Annotated in this window: 22 protein-coding genes, 5 tRNA genes and 1 riboswitch; of the genes, 21 read left to right on the forward strand and 6 right to left on the reverse strand. The window is 57.8% G+C overall.

Annotated elements, in window-relative coordinates:
• Positions 1-73: 73 nt before the first annotated feature.
• From G538_RS0106620 to G538_RS0106650, 7 genes are all read left to right on the forward strand, one after another.
• Positions 74-466 carry a GroES family chaperonin gene (locus G538_RS0106620; RefSeq protein WP_245566810.1) on the forward strand — a complete coding sequence of 131 codons (393 nt, stop codon included), beginning with the start codon at positions 74-76 and terminating at the stop codon, positions 464-466.
• A 267-nt stretch (positions 467-733) separates the two neighbouring features.
• Positions 734-964 carry a hypothetical protein gene (locus tag G538_RS0106625; protein ID WP_029068706.1) on the forward strand — a complete coding sequence of 77 codons (231 nt, stop codon included), beginning with the start codon at positions 734-736 and terminating at the stop codon, positions 962-964.
• Positions 965-1,009: 45 nt separating this feature from the next.
• Positions 1,010-1,085, forward strand: a tRNA-Lys gene (locus G538_RS0106630).
• A 168-nt stretch (positions 1,086-1,253) separates the two neighbouring features.
• Positions 1,254-1,326: transfer RNA gene (locus G538_RS0106635), tRNA-Lys, on the forward strand.
• Between the two features lie 81 nt (positions 1,327-1,407).
• Positions 1,408-1,483: transfer RNA gene (locus G538_RS0106640), tRNA-Lys, on the forward strand.
• A gap of 108 nt (positions 1,484-1,591) precedes the next feature.
• Complete coding sequence (locus G538_RS0106645; protein ID WP_029068707.1) at positions 1,592-1,843, forward strand: hypothetical protein; 252 nt, start codon at positions 1,592-1,594, stop codon at positions 1,841-1,843.
• Between the two features lie 21 nt (positions 1,844-1,864).
• The gene (locus tag G538_RS0106650) at positions 1,865-2,395 is read left to right on the forward strand and encodes a hypothetical protein (RefSeq protein ID WP_029068708.1); all 531 of its coding nucleotides are present in this window, start codon (positions 1,865-1,867) and stop codon (positions 2,393-2,395) included.
• Positions 2,396-2,521: 126 nt separating this feature from the next.
• On the opposite strand, the gene G538_RS0106655 is transcribed toward G538_RS0106650, so the two are convergent.
• On the reverse strand, positions 2,522-3,085 hold the full coding sequence (locus G538_RS0106655; protein ID WP_029068709.1) for a Dps family protein: 564 nt from the start codon (positions 3,083-3,085) through the stop codon (positions 2,522-2,524).
• A gap of 125 nt (positions 3,086-3,210) precedes the next feature.
• Complete coding sequence (locus G538_RS0106660) at positions 3,211-3,831, reverse strand: L-threonylcarbamoyladenylate synthase (protein WP_029068710.1); 621 nt, start codon at positions 3,829-3,831, stop codon at positions 3,211-3,213.
• A 76-nt stretch (positions 3,832-3,907) separates the two neighbouring features.
• On the opposite strand from G538_RS0106660, the gene G538_RS0106665 reads away from it, so the two are divergent.
• Positions 3,908-4,807 (forward strand): ATP-grasp domain-containing protein, encoded by a 900-nt coding sequence (locus tag G538_RS0106665; protein WP_035833715.1) that lies wholly within the window; start codon positions 3,908-3,910, stop codon positions 4,805-4,807.
• A gap of 80 nt (positions 4,808-4,887) precedes the next feature.
• Positions 4,888-4,961: transfer RNA gene (locus G538_RS0106670), tRNA-Arg, on the forward strand.
• An 85-nt stretch (positions 4,962-5,046) separates the two neighbouring features.
• Here the strand turns inward: G538_RS0106670 and G538_RS0106675 are convergent.
• Together G538_RS0106675 and G538_RS15490 are read right to left on the reverse strand one after the other, a co-directional pair.
• Entirely contained in the window at positions 5,047-5,481 is a 435-nt protein-coding gene (locus tag G538_RS0106675; RefSeq protein WP_157544340.1) for a hypothetical protein, read from the reverse strand.
• A gap of 212 nt (positions 5,482-5,693) precedes the next feature.
• Positions 5,694-6,224: an RNA polymerase sigma factor gene (locus G538_RS15490; protein ID WP_051196650.1), complete on the reverse strand. Its 531-nt coding sequence runs from the start codon at positions 6,222-6,224 to the stop codon at positions 5,694-5,696.
• Between the two features lie 124 nt (positions 6,225-6,348).
• Between G538_RS15490 and rnhA the strand changes: the two genes are divergently transcribed.
• The 4 genes from rnhA (at position 6,349) to G538_RS0106700 (ending at position 8,517) form a co-directional block, all read left to right on the forward strand.
• Positions 6,349-6,825 carry a ribonuclease HI gene (gene rnhA / locus G538_RS0106685; RefSeq protein WP_245566811.1) on the forward strand — a complete coding sequence of 159 codons (477 nt, stop codon included), beginning with the start codon at positions 6,349-6,351 and terminating at the stop codon, positions 6,823-6,825.
• 120 nt (positions 6,826-6,945) lie between these two features.
• Positions 6,946-7,713 (forward strand): type I methionyl aminopeptidase, encoded by a 768-nt coding sequence (gene map, locus G538_RS0106690; RefSeq protein WP_029068714.1) that lies wholly within the window; start codon positions 6,946-6,948, stop codon positions 7,711-7,713.
• Entirely contained in the window at positions 7,710-8,378 is a 669-nt protein-coding gene (orn, locus tag G538_RS15495; protein ID WP_051196652.1) for an oligoribonuclease, read from the forward strand. Before map ends, orn begins: the two co-directional genes overlap by 4 nt.
• A gap of 63 nt (positions 8,379-8,441) precedes the next feature.
• A tRNA-His gene (locus G538_RS0106700) sits at positions 8,442-8,517 on the forward strand.
• A gap of 110 nt (positions 8,518-8,627) precedes the next feature.
• Here the strand turns inward: G538_RS0106700 and G538_RS18005 are convergent.
• Entirely contained in the window at positions 8,628-8,939 is a 312-nt protein-coding gene (locus tag G538_RS18005; RefSeq protein WP_157544342.1) for a hypothetical protein, read from the reverse strand.
• A gap of 24 nt (positions 8,940-8,963) precedes the next feature.
• On the opposite strand from G538_RS18005, the gene G538_RS15500 reads away from it, so the two are divergent.
• Complete coding sequence (locus G538_RS15500) at positions 8,964-9,170, forward strand: hypothetical protein (RefSeq protein WP_035833504.1); 207 nt, start codon at positions 8,964-8,966, stop codon at positions 9,168-9,170.
• Between the two features lie 16 nt (positions 9,171-9,186).
• Here G538_RS15500 and G538_RS0106715 read toward each other — a convergent pair whose 3' ends face one another.
• A complete protein-coding gene (locus G538_RS0106715; protein ID WP_029068715.1) occupies positions 9,187-9,633 on the reverse strand; it encodes a hypothetical protein in 447 nt (148 codons plus the stop codon).
• Between the two features lie 28 nt (positions 9,634-9,661).
• Positions 9,662-9,736: riboswitch (Fluoride riboswitch) on the forward strand.
• Positions 9,737-9,782: 46 nt separating this feature from the next.
• Between G538_RS0106715 and G538_RS15505 the strand changes: the two genes are divergently transcribed.
• From G538_RS15505 to ettA, 7 genes are all read left to right on the forward strand, one after another.
• The gene (locus G538_RS15505) at positions 9,783-10,283 is read left to right on the forward strand and encodes a fluoride efflux transporter FluC (RefSeq protein ID WP_245566812.1); all 501 of its coding nucleotides are present in this window, start codon (positions 9,783-9,785) and stop codon (positions 10,281-10,283) included.
• Between the two features lie 2 nt (positions 10,284-10,285).
• Positions 10,286-10,660, forward strand: coding sequence for a fluoride efflux transporter FluC (locus G538_RS0106725; RefSeq protein ID WP_035833505.1), 375 nt, complete (start codon positions 10,286-10,288; stop codon positions 10,658-10,660).
• A 73-nt stretch (positions 10,661-10,733) separates the two neighbouring features.
• Positions 10,734-10,898, forward strand: coding sequence for a hypothetical protein (locus G538_RS18010; protein ID WP_157544344.1), 165 nt, complete (start codon positions 10,734-10,736; stop codon positions 10,896-10,898).
• A 169-nt stretch (positions 10,899-11,067) separates the two neighbouring features.
• Entirely contained in the window at positions 11,068-12,672 is a 1,605-nt protein-coding gene (locus G538_RS0106735; protein ID WP_029068717.1) for a dynamin family protein, read from the forward strand.
• Between the two features lie 77 nt (positions 12,673-12,749).
• Positions 12,750-14,312 carry a GTPase gene (locus G538_RS15510; protein ID WP_051196654.1) on the forward strand — a complete coding sequence of 521 codons (1,563 nt, stop codon included), beginning with the start codon at positions 12,750-12,752 and terminating at the stop codon, positions 14,310-14,312.
• Between the two features lie 67 nt (positions 14,313-14,379).
• Positions 14,380-14,895: a single-stranded DNA-binding protein gene (locus G538_RS15515; RefSeq protein WP_051196656.1), complete on the forward strand. Its 516-nt coding sequence runs from the start codon at positions 14,380-14,382 to the stop codon at positions 14,893-14,895.
• A gap of 122 nt (positions 14,896-15,017) precedes the next feature.
• On the forward strand, positions 15,018-16,700 hold the full coding sequence (ettA, locus tag G538_RS0106750) for an energy-dependent translational throttle protein EttA (protein WP_029068718.1): 1,683 nt from the start codon (positions 15,018-15,020) through the stop codon (positions 16,698-16,700).
• The last annotated feature ends 16 nt before the right edge of the window (positions 16,701-16,716 follow it).

The raw sequence follows: 16,716 nt of genomic DNA on the forward strand, positions 1-16,716 counted from the left end.
AGGCACCTCGTTGCGGGTGGTGCGTTGACGAATTGGTGCCACTGCCGCCCATCGTATCGGTACGGTAGGACATGTGAGTGAAACATCGAAAACTACCCCGGCTAACCCATCTGCCTCATCAACGCCGCTTCCAAGCGCTACCGCTTTGCCAGCGACACTTCCGGTGAGGATGCTCCACGACCGTGTTCTCGTGTTACCTGAGAAAGATGCGTCCGAGCGTCAATCAAGTTCAGGTTTGGTGATCCCTGCAAGTGCGGTGGGTGCCAGACGGTTGAGTTGGGCCGTTGTGTCAGCGTTGGGTGACTCGGTGCGGCAGGTGCGCCGTGGAGACCGGGTGTTGTACGACCCAGAGGAAAAAGCAGAAGTTGATATTGCGGGCCGTGATTATGTTCTTCTGCGGGAAAAAGATATTCACGGTGTTGCACATCAGGAAGACGCGGTGGCGTCCCCAGGCCTGTATCTCTAGTGGTGGCGGCGTTTCTCCGCGGGTGCTCGGCTGTATTTCCTCAAACTTGAGAGGCAGTTATGGGAATCAGTCACTATGGTTCTGTGCCTGTTGAGTCAGTAACCTGAAGGAACTAGGCGCGCTGTGCAGGGCAGCGAATTGCGGCATCACGGAGCGAAAAGTGAAAATCACCCGGAAATTCATCCTGGTTCTTCACATGATTTTCAGTTTCACCGGGCAGAGTGGAACACGATGACCTGCCGGCCTGGCTACGGAAGGAGGGGCGATATGCAAGAGATACCACGCGACCAGGGCGCAACAGACGACGACCTCTTCGATTTTGAGTTAACTGATGAGGTTCGTGACATCGTGGGGGACACGACCGGTCTTGGCGACCAGATCCGTGAGGGAAACATTCCTGCGGCTCTTCTCGCTGACCTTGCGTTAACAAAAGCAGCGGTACGCATTGTGCCAGCACCTCAGGTTGAAGAATCACCACGACAGGCGCGATCCGCCTAAGGTGATTGGGCAAAGCGCGGTACCTCCGTGTAATATTTTGCCGATGCGCCATTAGCTCAATTGGCAGAGCAGCTGACTCTTAATCAGCGGGTTTGGGGTTCGAGTCCCTGATGGCGCACCACACAAGATCCAGGATCAGCAATGATCCTGGATCTTTTTTGTTCCTTCTGAACTCGTTGGCGTGGAGTGACCTCCGTAGGTCATTGCGCACACCACCATGTGCAACGTGACGAGGGTGACATCCCCAGAAATTGGAGAATCCGCAGGCCGTTGCTATTGTTTCTTGTGCGCGCCATTAGCTCAATTGGCAGAGCAGCTGACTCTTAATCAGCGGGTTTGGGGTTCGAGTCCCTGATGGCGCACTGGAAGCCCCTCCAACCGGCGGGGTTTTTCACTGCCCAAGACGTTCACGCGTTATGGGAGTGGCCCAGCGGTCCACGCCAGCGCCATTAGCTCAATTGGCAGAGCAGCTGACTCTTAATCAGCGGGTTTGGGGTTCGAGTCCCTGATGGCGCACCACCACAACAAGCCGGATCATATGATCCGGCTTTTGTTGTCTCTCCGCATGCGAGCCTCCACTACTCGTGACAGGGTGAAGTAAAACCCCGCGCAATGATGGAGGAACACATGTCTACGCAAGAACCATTCGAGGTTTTCTCAGCTGAAGAAGCTCCTGACATGGTCCCCCTTGACGGGCGGGATGGCCAGCCCGTTGAAGAAGGTGGCCAAGACGACCCCCGCACCCTTGACGCTCACGACCCACTGAAAGATCCAATAAGCCAACTTGATCAAGCCGGTCTCACATTGGATGACGACAGTGCCCTGCTGACCAAAGACGACTTTGTGAACCCTGAAGCCCCAGAACCAGAGGATGTCTGACCCTCCTCTTACGATGCGGCTATGGTTACCCAGCACACGTGGTTTGTTCTTGGGGCTTTCACGTCGAGCCGTGAACTATGGGTTGTGCTTGAGGGCGAAGGAAAGCCCGAATATGGCCCGTGGAAGACTTCGGATGGCCGCGATGTGATTGATGAGATCGCGGTTGGGCGGATTGCGGAGCTACCGTTTCCAGTTGATTTTCGACGTGACACGGCCAGCACAGGGAAGAAACGCGGTGACATTCTGTGGCTAGGCGGTCACCCGTTGTTGCTGGTCTCGCGCAGGTTCGTTGAGGCGCTCGAAGAAATGGGTGTGACAGGTTGGTTAACGTACCCTGTCGAATTACGTGACTCCGGTCGGCGTTCGGGCGAACCTATCGAAGGCTATGTGGGGTTCGTCCCCGACTTAACTGGCAACGCCCCCGTTCGGAGTTACAACGTCGGAACCCCAAACTTCGCTATCCGAGTCAGGGGTGACATCCTCGATGGCTTAAAGTCTCGTGGCGTTGTCCGTTTTTCTGCGGAACTAGCTGAAGAGACTCTAGTCGAATAACTCACACCAGCTATGGGTGTCCCATACGCCACCTGTAGCTGGTCGTTGAGGCGCATCGGGGACATAAAAAGGGTGGTTGCACGCTGAGAGCCAGCGTGCAACCACCCTTTTTTTGTGAGTGGGGTGTCAGTTGATTCGGCGTGCCGCTGCTGCGGCTTCTTTCGCGCTCTCAATGTTTTCAGTGAGGAGTTCACCACTGGGGTTCTCCAAGTGGGAACGCATGAACCACTGGAACAACTCCAACTGGCCTGTTTGGGTGATCAGAAGGTCTTCAGTGATGGGGTCAATGGGGCCTACCGTGCCAATTGCTGCCCGGTGGTCTGAGAGGACGCCGCTGTACACAACGTCAAGTGCGGCCAGGTGTTCTGAGGTAGTTGCCCGCCCGATGGGGTAGTCGTTCCAGGTGCGCTTCTCAGTGAGGTCGCCAGGGAGCCCGTTGGGGGAGACCCCAAGGGTTGCCATGCGCTCAGCGAGTGCGTCGATCATGGCGCGCACCAAGTCAATTTGTGGGTCCAGCATTTCGTGGACGGAAATGAAGTCACGGCCCACCACGTTCCAATGCGCGTGCTTGAGTGTCAAGGCGAGGTCGTTCAGGGCGTGAATGCGCATCTGCAACGCGTCGGCAACCTTGTGACCTGCTTCGAGTTCTAGTCCTGGCACGGTGTAGTTTGCGTACATGTCGCTTGGCATCATGACCCTCCTTTTGGGCGTGGTCCGTTGGTTTCAACGGTGGTGATACTCGTTACGCTAACGCGCTTTGCCGATGCCCGCCTGCGCTGGCAGCGGGCATCGGCTATGGGCGAACACGGGTGCGGTTACTCGAAACGTGCAGTATCTCCCGCGCCGGTGCGGACGATTTCAGGTGCACCGTCGGAGTAGTCGATCACCGTGGTTGGTTCATTGCCACAGTCACCTGCTTCGACGACAGCGTCGAGCACATGATCGAGTTCTTCCTTGATTTGCCACCCCTCGGTCAGCGGGCTGTCGATCTCGGGAAGTATCAGAGAACTGGAGAGGATTGGTTCGCCAAGTTCAGCAATGATTTTCCGGACAATTTCGTTGTCTGGTATGCGAACACCAACGGTCTTTTTCTTCGGGTGGGAAAGACGGCGTGGAACTTCCTTCGTTGCAGGCAAAATGAAGGTGTATGCGCCCGGTGTTGCTGCTTTAATCGCGCGGAAAGCATGATTGTCGAGGATAACTAGCTGACCGAGTTGCGCGAAGTCGGAGCACACCAAGGTCATGTGGTGTTTGTCGTCGAGGTTGCGGATCGCACGTATGCGATCAGCGCCGAAGTGATTGTCGATGGCACACCCAAGGGCGTACCCCGAATCTGTCGGATAGGCGATGACCGCCCCTGATCGCAAAGCTTCTGCGACTTGGGTGATCAGCCGTGGCTGTGGGTTGTCTGGGTGGATATCAAAAAACTTCGCCATGTTCGCAGACTAGTTGCTACACAGTGAAATGCAACCGCGCTACCGTGGTGTTGCAGAACCGACTACGCTGGTACTTGTGACTGATCCACGTGTAGCCCTTGTGACCTGTTCTGACTACCCAGAGCTTGATGCGGATGACCGTATCCTCGCGGACGCCCTAAAGGACGCTGGCATTGAGGCGGTTCCCGCGATTTGGGATGACCCTTCGGTCCAGTGGGACGAGTTCGCGCTTGTCGTCGTGCGAAGCACCTGGGATTACGCGGGACGTCGTGATGAATTCATTGCCTGGGCGAAATCTGTTCCCACCATCATGAACCACGCGGACGTTCTGGAATGGAACACAGACAAGCACTACCTCAAAGAGATGGACGAGCGGGGCATCCCCGTTGTGCGGACACTATGGCTTGACCCAGCCCGCCACTTGACGTCCCAAGCCATCCACACGCGCCTACCAGCGCTCGGTGACTACGTCATCAAACCAACCATCTCAGCCGGTACCCAAGACACCGCCCGCTACCAGGAGTACACCGCGCAGGCGCGCGGCGAAGCGATCATGCACGTCCGGGACCTCTTGCGTTCCGGCCGTCACGTCATGATTCAGCCCTACCTGAAACTCATCGATGAAAAGGGCGAAACCTCACTGATCTTCATTGACGGTGAGTTCTCACACGCTGCACGCAAAAACGCGATGCTCTCCCGCGGAGACGCCCCATCACTGTCCTACCAGCAAGAAGAACTCACAGCCGGGGGAGCAGACCCCGAGTACCGAGAACTTGCAGAACGCGCCATTGAGCAAGCACATGCCATCATTGGGGACAACGAACCGTTCCTGTACGCACGTGTTGACCTCATCCCCGGAGACGACGGCGAACCTGTGCTCCTCGAAATCGAACTTGCTGAACCAACACTGTTCTTCTCCGTTGACGACCAAGCCGCACAACGGTTCGCAGCAGCCGTTGCGAAGCGCATCGCATAACCCGCAACTCACCAACAAAGCGACCACCACGGGGTGACGACGATTTAGTGCAACAGCACATCTGTGTCTAGAATCGTTGTGCCTCCGTAGCTCAGATGGATAGAGCAAGGGCCTTCTAATCCCTAGGTCGCAGGTTCGAGTCCTGTCGGGGGCGCAACACATCCCATAAACGGCTGTGCGACACGTGAAAACGTGTCGCACAGCCGTTCGTATTATCTGATGTAGTTACGTCGATCTCATCAACCCACACGCTCGTCTGACAGTCCGAGGCGGTCTAATACCTCAGTGCTTATTTCCAATGTGCCGTCGAGGCTACGCGCAACGATGCCGTCATCAACGACAAACGCACTTTGGCCCGCAGGTGATGTGAGTTGCCACCAATCATCTAGTTCACTGAGTGCAAGGACATACTCACGACCCACCTCGAGGCCTTGGGTTTCAGCCGTTCCCACTAGCCCTTCCTGAACCGCTGGAATAAGAACCTCAACGTGACTAGGGTCTCCTGACGTCGAGGCGCGAACATCCACCGTGTATGCGACCACGTCGTTCCCATTGAATTCGGTGCGCTCCTCAGTGATAACCGTGCCGCCCACGATCATCGCGCTCGCGCTTTCGAGTTGCTCAAACGTGGCGTAGAAAGCCGAGTCGACCATCGGCGGGGGGGGGGGCAGCACCTGCGACAGCATAAGCGCCGCAACACCTCCGAGAGCTAGTCCACCTGCGACGGCAAAACCAACCCACGATCGTTGTAGAGAAGCTCTCTGAACACGAACGGAGCCGGGCGGGATGTCACCAATTCCCGGGACAATCGAGTCAAGAGATGGCCGCTGCACTGGGCTGTTGGCATCGACAGGGTTGGCGGCACGGAGACTGTCAATCGGTTTCATCATGAGTTCCTCTGATTGGCGCGGGCATATTGTTCGGCGAAACGTTTACGTGCCCGGTGAAGTCGAACCCAAACAGCCGATACAGACACTTCAAGAAACTGCGACAGTTCTGTTGTGGCGAGCTCGTCCCAAAATCGCAACCGAAGCAGTTCCTGATCCTCGCGCGATAGCGATCCAAGCGTTTCCAGAACGCGGTCGTTTGGTCCATCCACACCACCTACCATCACGTCTTCCCGGAGCCGTGCGTCGAGTTGCCCCGCACGATTGCGGGAGCGGTAGAGATCACCGATGATGTTGTGCGCTGTGATAAACAGCCACCCTGGTGCCGGCACTTTGTTGTCACGCAGACAGCACTCCCAAGCCCGTCGGAATGTTTCTGCGGCAACATCCGATGCATCGCTCGAGTTGTCGACCCTCCGTTGGGCGAACCTCACCACACGGTCGAAATGCCCATCGAACAGCCTGGTGAAAGCGCTCACATGGGAAGGGCCGCTCGGTTGCTCTTGCTTCATAACCTGTACGTTGTCCACATCTTGATTTTCCTTACACGCAGTGCGACATCCCCCCACCCGTCATTATGAGTGGCCAGGTCCCCGTGACGCAGGTCAGGTAGCATCTTGGGTGACCCATTCACGCCACACCGCAGGACACTACGTGACGCAAAGCGCCGAAACAGCAGAGACCCAACCCACCGAAGTCCACATGTGGACCGATGGTGCGTGCAAAGGCAACCCAGGCATCGGCGGGTGGGGTGTGTGGATGACAGCAGGCGAACATTCCAAAGAACTCTTCGGTGGCGAAGCACAAACCACCAACAACCGCATGGAACTGCTCGCCGTCATCGAAGGGCTCACCACCCTCAAACGCCCCTGCACAGTGGTGCTCCACGTGGACTCCACCTACGTGATGAAAGGAATCACCACCTGGATCCACGGGTGGAAACGCAACGGGTGGCGCACAGCCGACAAAAAACCCGTCAAAAACGCTGACCTATGGCGTCAACTTGACGAACAAGTAGCCAAACACCACATCACCTGGCAGTGGGTCAAAGGCCACTCCGGTGACCCCGGCAACGAAAAAGCCGACGAACTCGCCAACAAAGGCGTCGACCAAGTGCGCGCTGGCGAATAACTAGGCTCCGTCCACGCATCAGCATCAGCATCAGCATCAGCAACGGCACCCCGCACGCCAACTACACGTCACACCGCGCCCAACACAACCGCCAACCCACCAAGGAGTAGCCTTAATACCGTGATTGAGATCAAGACGCCCCAAGAGATCGAAAAAATGCGAGTGGTTGGCAAAGTTGTCGCCACAGCACTAGAAGCAATGCAACAAGCCGCAGCACCGGGCGTCACGCTCAAAGAACTCGACGCGGTAGGCGCGAAAGTCCTCGCAGACAACGGCGCCACCTCACCCTTTTTGAACTACCACCCCGACTGGGCGCCAACACCATTCCCTGGCTCCATCTGCGCATCCGTGAACGACGTTGTTGTTCACGGCATCCCCAATGACTACGTCATCGCAGACGGCGACGTCGTATCCATTGACTTTGGTGCAGTGCTCGACGGCTGGTGCGGAGACTCCGCACGCACCTTCATCGTCGGAACACCGCGCCCCGAAGATGAACTCCTTGTCGACGTCACCCGCCAAGCCCTCGAAGCCGGCATCGCAGCGGCACAAGTCGGCAACACCATCGGTGACATCGGCTACGCAGTTCACGCACTCGCCCGCAAACACCGCCTCGGCAACCTCGAAGACCACGGCGGGCATGGCATCGGCACCGAAATGCACATGGACCCCTTCGTTCCAAACAAAGCCAAAAAAGGCAAAGGCGTGAAACTCCAAGAAGGCATGGTCATCTGCATTGAACCCATGTTCATCCTTGGCGGCAAAGACGGCTACGTCCACGACGACGACGGCTGGACCATCCGCTCACTCAAAGGCGGACGCGCAGCCCACTGGGAACACACCATCGCCATCACCGCTAACGGACCAGACATCCTCACAGCCCTATGACCACAAGCGCACAGAACCAGCGCATCGTCTGGATTGACTGCGAAATGACGGGCCTCGACATTGAGAACGACGCCCTCATCGAAATCGCCGTAGTCGTCACCGACAGCGAACTGAACCCACTCGACGCCGGCATCGACGTGGTGATCCGCCCACCCGCAGAGGCACTGACCTCAATGGGCGACTTCGTGCGACAAATGCACACCAGCTCAGGGCTCATCACCGAACTCGACGCCGGAATCACCCTCGCCGAAGCCGAAGAGCAAGTCCTCGCCTACGTGAAACGCCACACCACCACCGCACGCAAAGCACCACTAGCTGGTAACTCCGTAGGAACAGACCGGCTCTTCCTCGCGCGCGACATGCCACGGCTCACCGAACACCTCCACTACCGGATCATCGACGTGTCATCCCTTAAAGAACTCGCCCGCCGCTGGTACCCGCGCACCTACTACGCAGCACCAGGCAAAAACGGGGGACACCGGGCGCTCGCGGACATCCTCGAATCCATCGATGAACTGCGCTACTACCGGGCAACGATGTTTGTTCCCGCCCCAGGGCTCGACACTAAAGCAGCACGAACAGTCGCCACACAGATCAGCAAAACTGCTGTGGCCGATGCTCACACCACCACCAGCACGGATGGTGGTGTGGATCACCTCGATTGAGTTTTATTTTTCGGCCTCTCACCGGGTATGCTTTTCTAGGTCGCTGAGGGAATCAGCGCCATGGTGGGTATAGCTCAGCTGGTAGAGCACCTGGTTGTGGTCCAGGGGGTCGCGGGTTCAAGTCCCGTTACTCACCCCAATGAAAGCGCTGGTCGCAGACAATGAGTCTGAGACCAGCGCTTTTTTGTGTGCCGACACCATTATCCAACAAGCGATGTCATGAAAACCCCCGATAGACTGAATGCCTTATCAACGGTGAGAAGGAGCAAACATGACAGCAGCGGCACTAAGCAGCGTATCGGTCATCGTTTTTGTGGTTGCCGCAGTCGCGGTCCTCGCCACGCTAGGGGTCAAGTGGTACCGCAACAGGGCATCGAAGTAGAGCGTCGCCCATAGCCTTAGCCAATTCGGTGAGTTCTGTGTGATGAAGAGAAGAATGAGACGCGTCACGAACTGGCTGATCTTGATGAGATTTACGCCTACGCAGAGCAAATTCGCGGTACGGTCAGGCGTTGCTTGTGAGGTGGGTGTGCCTGCAGCAACAACAGTTCGTGTAGGCACACCTCGAAACCGTGAGGCTAGACCGTGAAGAACCCCGACCGCATTAAAAACCCGATGACAGCTTTCCGTGCAGGGCTAGTTGCCCTGTTTATCGGTGTTGTGATCGTTTTCGTTTACCCGTACGTGGGGTACGGGTTCCTTGCCCTCGGTGTCCTCTGGAGCGTCGCTGGCATCTACCGGTACCGCACAATGATCCGCTACCTCAAAGAGCACGGGAACTACCCGCTCTAACAAACAGATGAGTCAATCAGACCCCAACGGCAACTGACGGGGCTGTTTGTGTTGCATAGGCAGTCCAATAATCTGAGACCGCCGCATCCCAGTTTTCCTGCAACGATGCGTCCCGCAATGCTGTGAACCGTTCTGTGGCTGCTGTTCGGGATGACGCATCTGCGTGTGCGCACTGCTCGGCTGCGTGGGTGAGCGCGTTGTCATAGCGTGCGATCATCGCTGTGCGCAGTGTTGTACGGGTCATCGTCACGCTATACCAGTCCGACACAATGATGATGAATGCGCCGATCAGTATGCTCAGAATCGCCAAGCCACCAGCGTTTAAGAAAAACAGCAAAACCGTAGCGGGAATGAAAATCACCGCAGCCAACAATATAGTGCCAGTGGTCCTTGACGCCGCAAGCTTATCTGCCGCATTTGCCGGAATTCGCGTGTTGTTCAGTGCTGAGTTGAATGTCGCCATGCATGGATCCTATACCTCCTAGGGTTATGCTTGGAGAGGCGATGGATCCCGCCTGGGGCTAACCCCGAACCGCACCCTTTGTGCTGATGGTTCCTGTCTCGTCACCCGACGGGCAGGTCCACGCGTGCCCGGGGAAAGGAACACACGCCGTGTCAACGCCTTTTCAGCGTCGCCTACTCATCCCAAGACGGCCGCTCAACCGCCCCCTGTACCGACAGCCCCGAATCCTTGCCTGCATCATTGCCGGTGGCGCCCTAGGGACGACAGCCCGCCACCTCATCGAAACACGATGGGGCGCCGCGCCCGGGGAGTTCCCATGGGCCACGTTCTCGATCAACATCACCGGCTCTTTTCTGCTCGGTGTTCTGCTCACGGTCCTTTCTCTTGCTGGGCCTGACACCGGTCTACGCCGCACTGTTCGAGTAACCGTTGGAACGGGTGTGTTAGGCGGGTTCACCACCTACTCAACGTTCATTCTTGAAGCCAACACCCTGGCACGTGGTGGTGAGCTAGGACTTGCCGCGATGTACACGGCCAGCAGTGTCGCGTTGGGAATTTGCGCAGCAACCCTCGGCTTCCTGGCCGCGCGAGCCATGTGGCTCCGTCATCCGGCCCGAACACCGAAGACAACACAGATCGTGGGGGAGTAGTGATGATCCTTGCAATCGCTGTAGCGGGCGGTGTTGGAGCTGCTGTGCGGTTCATCATCGATGGGATAGTGGCGACCCATCGCCCCCCAGGTGCCCTTCCGCTAGGCACATTCCTCATCAACGTGGTGGGAGCTTTCGCGTTGGGGCTAGTCGTCAACACAGTGGGTGCGTGGGCAGGGTGGGAAAACCTCACCTTGGTAGTGGGCACCGGCTTGCTAGGTGGTTTCACTACTTTTTCGACGGCCAGTGTTGAAGCCATCAACATTGCGCGGCGAGGTGGGGCCCGCTCGGTTGCGCTAGCAGGCGCCCATGCGGCACTCATGGTGATGTGCGCCTTGGCTGCTGGGTGGGTGGGGCTGACACTCGGTGGACACTGACGCCACCAACGCCGTGTGACTCAGGTTACGATATCTTTCACGATTGTCCGCTACACCACGGGAAAGAGACGTCATGCCGCACCGGAAAAAAACTCCTCAAGACGACGCCCACCACACCCCTGGGCAAGATGCCTGGGTTGAGCAACCACCAGAACAAGACGGCGAAGGTTTCTCAACTGCAGCCCACATTCTCGCTCATGACGACAACACCCCAGAAACCGATACACCAGCGTCCTAATCGGCACATGACCGGAGCCGCCCCCATGCGCAATGCGCGACGAGGGTGAAACGCAAAACGCCACGCTGACTGCGCATGTTACAGCGCGGTCAGCGCGCAGTGTGCCATATTGTTAGGGCCAGGGCAGGCTTAACAACACAACCGAAAGACAGTGGTGACGGCTTCTAGCATGGTGACTCGCAGTTCTCGAACCCAGCGCTCAGGGGTGGACTCAACGGTCTACGACATCGTTACGGACGTCCGCCGTGATGTTGCTGCCCTAAAATTTCCCCTTGATACCGCATCGGCTGCCGATGCCCGCGACCAACAGGCTTTACTGCTGGCGCAACTTGATGACCACCTCATCCCACGGCTGGCACAATTGTCACGCCCCGCAGTCATCGTGGTTGCAGGGTCCACCGGCGCAGGCAAATCCACGCTCGTCAACTCGCTGGTTGGCGCCGAAGTCTCACCCGCATCGGTAATCCGCCCAACGACAACAACACCGGTCTTGGTCCTGCACCCCGACGACGAAAAACTCATGATCGGTTCCGCGCTACTCAGTGACGCTGACGTCACATTTAGTGAAGCAGTTCCACGCGGTTTAGCAGTCCTTGACGCACCGGACCTTGACTCAGTACGAGACGAAAACCGCCAACAAGCGGTGCGACTCCTCGAATCAGCGGACCTATGGCTTTTTGTCACCACAGCACAACGCTACGGTGACGCGTTGCCGTGGAAGACCTTAACCAGTGCGGCTGGGCGCGGTACGTCAGTTGCGTTGATTGTGAACCGCGTGCCACGTGACACCACCGCAACGATCCGCCAGGACGTCACCTCACGCCTCGCTGACCACGGCATGGATTCAACCCCCATCTTTGTCATCGCAGACCGTTCACCACACACCGGCCCACTGCCCCCCGCCGAGGTCGCCGAAGTCATGCAGTGGCTCACCACCCTCGCCGGCGCCGACCACGCGCGAACAGTTATTGTGCGCACTCTCAAAGGTGCGCTCGATGCCCTGCCGCCGCGCCTCGACACGCTCGCGAATACGGTAGCTGAGCAAGAAGAAGCCCACCGGCTACTTATCGCCAGGGCTCGAGAAGTGCTGGTTGACGTGGTTGAAAAAGCCCGCAAAGACGCCTCCACCGGCCAGTACGCCCACGGTCAACTCACAGCAGCATGGAACCGCGCCGCCGAACAAGCGCGGTTCGCCAAACTCATCAACCGCTCGGGGTATGCAAAACCGCTGCGCGGATCAGTGAAACCGCCCCAAGCCCTCGAAGCTCTTCACACCCAAGGCGTCGCAACAGCTGAGAAAGTAGCGGGCGAAACCATCGTGGTTGCGCGGCGGGCACTAGCCCGACTCGCAGACACAGATGACGCAGCGCGAATCATCGATGTTGCCCAACACCCAGTGCGCAACGCCACCGTTTCGGAACAAATCAACCGGTGGGCTGCAGCGATCCCCTCAGCCCTGACCCCGGTGCTGGAACAACAAACCAAACAGATAGTCGCCGCGCAACGCGCAGTAACCGACGACGGGCTCGCAACCATCGTGATGTTCGCTGCCTTAGGTGTGCCACAAGCTGGGGAACTCTTAGAACGGCTCATCGGGTTTGAGGCGGCAAACGTCGCTGAAACCGTTGCGGTGCGCCTCGCGGACACTCTAGACCGACTGATCTTGGACGAATACACCTACGTCACCCACACACTGTCTAGTTTGGGGTTGGACGAATCCACCGCGACACGTTTGAGAGTTCGAAACGCTGAACTCACCCGGCTGCGCGCCTGACCGGCATACCGCATCCTCGTGCACTACACTGACCAGCACCGTGACCCGCATTTACCCCCACCCTGCAGGAGGGACTCATGACTCAGCACACGAGCCCACCCATCGACTACATCGGCGTCGTCAAGTCGTTGAACACCGCACTTGAACAGGGCAAACCCTACCTGCCTCTGGAACTACAAAAACAGGCGCACCAATCGTTGCGTGCCATAGACGAGCGTCTTGCTTTGGGTGTGCACCACACCATCGTTGCGTTGGCAGGTGGCACAGGGTCAGGGAAATCCTCCACGTTCAACGCGATCTCTGGCCTCGAATTTGCCGATGTTGGGGTGCGCCGCCCAACGACCGCCCGGTTGGCATCGTGCTCATGGAACTCCACGGCTACCGCGTTGTTGGACTGGTTAGAAGTTGACCACGACCGCCGCATCTTCCGTGACACTGCACTTGATGGTGCAGACCAGCGTGAACTTGACGGACTGATCCTCCTCGATCTGCCTGACCATGATTCCGTTGCAGAGCACCACCGCACCATTGTGGACAAAGTTCTCCCACTCGTGGACCTCCTTATTTGGGTTGTCGACCCCCAAAAATACGCTGATGCAGCTCTGCACACCCAATACTTGCGAAAGCTTGTTGGCCTCGAAACCTCCATGCTTGTCGTCCTCAACCAGGCAGACAAACTCACGGCAGAAGAACAACAAACAATCTCCAGTGACCTCCGCAGGCTCTTGCAATCCGACGGTCTGGGGGACGTCGATATCCGCGTGATCTCGGCTCGCCACGGTGCCGGTGTTGACGACCTCAAAGCAGACATCCAACAGGCTGTCGCTGCGCAATCTATGGCTTCCCGGCGCCTTGATGATGAGCTCAGCCGCATCGCTGGAATGATCTCGGCTTACACCCCAACTGGGGTTGTCGAAGACCTTGGCCCCACGTTGTCTGGTGAAGTTGACCGCTACGCTATCGCTGCTGGGCTCGCCACTGTCAAAGAAACCATCGAAAGCACCACCGAGCATGACCGGGCAACAGGAACACCACCGCGCCTCTCTCCTCCCCACACGTCAGCGGTGGAGAACCTTCGCCTTGCCTGGCTGGATCGAATCACCAGTCCGCTGCGTTCCGGTTTCGCTGACGCTGTACGGGATGCAGCTGGTAGTGCCGAAGACCTGCACAGTGCACTGGTCAAAGCTTGCGACACCATGGAGGTGCCCTGGGGGCCAGTTCCAGGGGCACGAACCCGCCGCATTACCGCGATGAGCCTGATAGCAGCGGGGGCGATTTTCATTGCCGGAGGGGTGCTGTTTATGGTGTTCTCCCCAGTTGCGTTGGGGATTATCGGAGCGGTCCTTGGAGTGATCCTTGTCGCTGCGGGGCTCTTTGGTTGGTACTCGGCCCGCAAGAAAGCCCAGTACGAGGCGCGAGAACGAGCGAATGCTTTTGAAGAGCACGCCCGAACCGCACTTGGAGCAGCAATTATCTCGGTGTTGTTCACACCCGTCGCGCCGATCCTTGCTATCCACCACAACATCCGGCGGGCAACACGACACGTTGAAACCTCCACGCATCGAGTTGTCCCCACCCAACACGCATCTGCCGCACCACCGGCTACTCCACAAGCACGCTTGCCCCAGCGCACCACCTGAGCGGGGGAGCAGGTACTCCTAGAGAACACGGCGTGTAACTCCACGCCCACAACTTAAGGAGTATCTGATGAGCAACGATGCACGAGTAACAGTGTCCGGGTGGATTGGGTCTCAGCCTAGACTTTTCCCGGCCACTGACGATGGCGTGGCCTACGTCAATTTCCGGCTAGCAGTAACAAAAAGCCGTTATAACAAGGCAAAAGACGAGTGGACCGAAGGGCCCACAACATGGTTCACCGTGAAAGCATGGCGGTCACTCGCAGAGAACACGGCAGCGTCACTGCGCAAAGGGGACCCGGTTATTGTTACGGGTGCGCTGAGCACCGAAGTGTGGGCTGGTACTGAGGGACAACGTGAATCGCTGGTCATTGAAGCCGATTCCCTTGGCCCAAACCTCAGCCGCGGTCAGTGCGTCTTCACTGCTGTGAAGGCAGGCCAAGGTGCGCCTGCAACAGTAAACAGCGGCGCTGATGCCGGAAATGAATCTCGTGACAACGAGCCCGATGGGCTCCACGATGAACTCACCAGTAGACTGGGCGAGGAGAACGACGATCTCGTCACGCGCCAGCTCACAACAGTCTGAGCCCAGAGCGCGCCCTGCCCGCCACATCCCCGTGTTGTGGGGTGTAGCGTGGGCAGGGCGCGGTGGTGTGGCCGCGAGATGTCACCGAACACCATCAACTGACAAGGCGGAAAAAGAGACCAGTGGCTGAGTTCATCTACTCAATGTACAAAGCGCGCAAGGCGCATGGCGACAAAGTCATTCTTGACGATGTCACCCTCAACTTCCTGCCCGGCGCCAAAATCGGCGTGGTCGGGCCCAACGGCGCTGGAAAATCCACCATCTTGAAGATCATGGCCGGCATTGAACAGCCGTCCAATGGTGATGCGCGCCTGGCACCTGGCTACACAGTGGGAATCCTCCTGCAGGAGCCACCTTTGAACGAGGACAAGAACGTTCTGGAAAACATCCAGGAATCTGTGTCCGATGTGAAAGACAAACTTGACCGGTTTAACGAAATTTCAGCGCTCATGGCAGAACCCGACGCTGACTTCGACACCCTCCTCGCTGAGATGGGCGAACTCCAAGAAGCTCTAGACCACGCCAACGCGTGGGACTTGGACAACCAACTCGAACAGGCAATGGACGCCCTGCGTTGCCCACCACCAGACGCCGACGTTACCGTGCTATCCGGTGGTGAACGCCGCCGTGTTGCCCTGTGCAAGTTGCTGCTGGAAAAGCCAGATCTCCTCCTTCTCGACGAGCCTACTAACCACCTTGATGCTGAGTCAGTGTTGTGGCTGGAACAGCACCTCGCAAGTTACCCTGGCGCTATTCTTGCCGTTACTCACGACCGGTACTTCCTGGACCACGTCGCTGAATGGATCTGTGAAGTTGACCGCGGGCGCCTCTACCCGTACGAGGGGAACTACTCGACGTACCTCGAGAAGAAGGGCGAGCGCCTCAAGGTACAGGGCAAGAAGGACGCGAAGCTCGCCAAGCGTCTCGCAGACGAACTGGACTGGGTGCGCCAGAGCGCCAAGGGCCGCCAGACCAAGTCCAAAGCACGCCTCGCCCGCTACGAGGAGATGGCCGCGGAAGCTGAGCGCACCAGGAAACTAGACTTCGAAGAAATCCAGATCCCACCAGGCCCACGCCTAGGTAGTATCGTCATCGAAGCTGACAACTTGAAAAAGGGTTTCGACGAGCGCGTTCTCATTGACGGTTTGTCATTCTCCCTGCCTCGAAACGGGATCGTTGGTGTCATTGGTCCTAACGGTGTTGGTAAAACAACACTGTTCAAGACCATTGTGGGCCTTGAGCCGCTCGACAGCGGAGACCTCAAAGTTGGTGAAACCGTCGAAATTTCCTACGTAGACCAGTCACGTGGCGGAATTGACCCCAAAAAGTCACTGTGGGAAGTTGTCTCCGACGGCTTGGACTACATCAAGGTTGGCAACGTTGAAATGCCCTCACGCGCCTACGTCGCAGCGTTCGGGTTCAAGGGTGCAGACCAACAGAAGCCAGCTGGCGTGCTCTCCGGTGGTGAACGTAACCGCCTGAACTTGGCGCTCACCCTCAAACAGGGTGGAAACCTCCTCCTGCTCGACGAGCCCACTAACGACCTCGATGTGGAAACCCTCGGGTCTCTGGAAAACGCGTTGCTGGAATTCCCCGGGTGCGCAGTCGTCGTCTCGCACGACCGGTGGTTCCTCGACCGAGTTGCCACGCACATCCTTGCCTATGAAGGCACCGAAGAGAACCCCTCAAACTGGTACTGGTTTGAAGGGAACTTTGAGTCCTACGAGGCGAACAAGGTTGAGCGACTCGGAGCAGACGCCGCCCGCCCACACCGCATCACCCACCGTCGCCTCACCCGCGACTAACAACAAGCCACACCAC

Origin of the sequence: Jonesia quinghaiensis DSM 15701 (assembly GCF_000423205.1) — a bacterium.
In the GTDB taxonomy this organism is placed as follows: domain Bacteria; phylum Actinomycetota; class Actinomycetes; order Actinomycetales; family Cellulomonadaceae; genus Jonesia; species Jonesia quinghaiensis.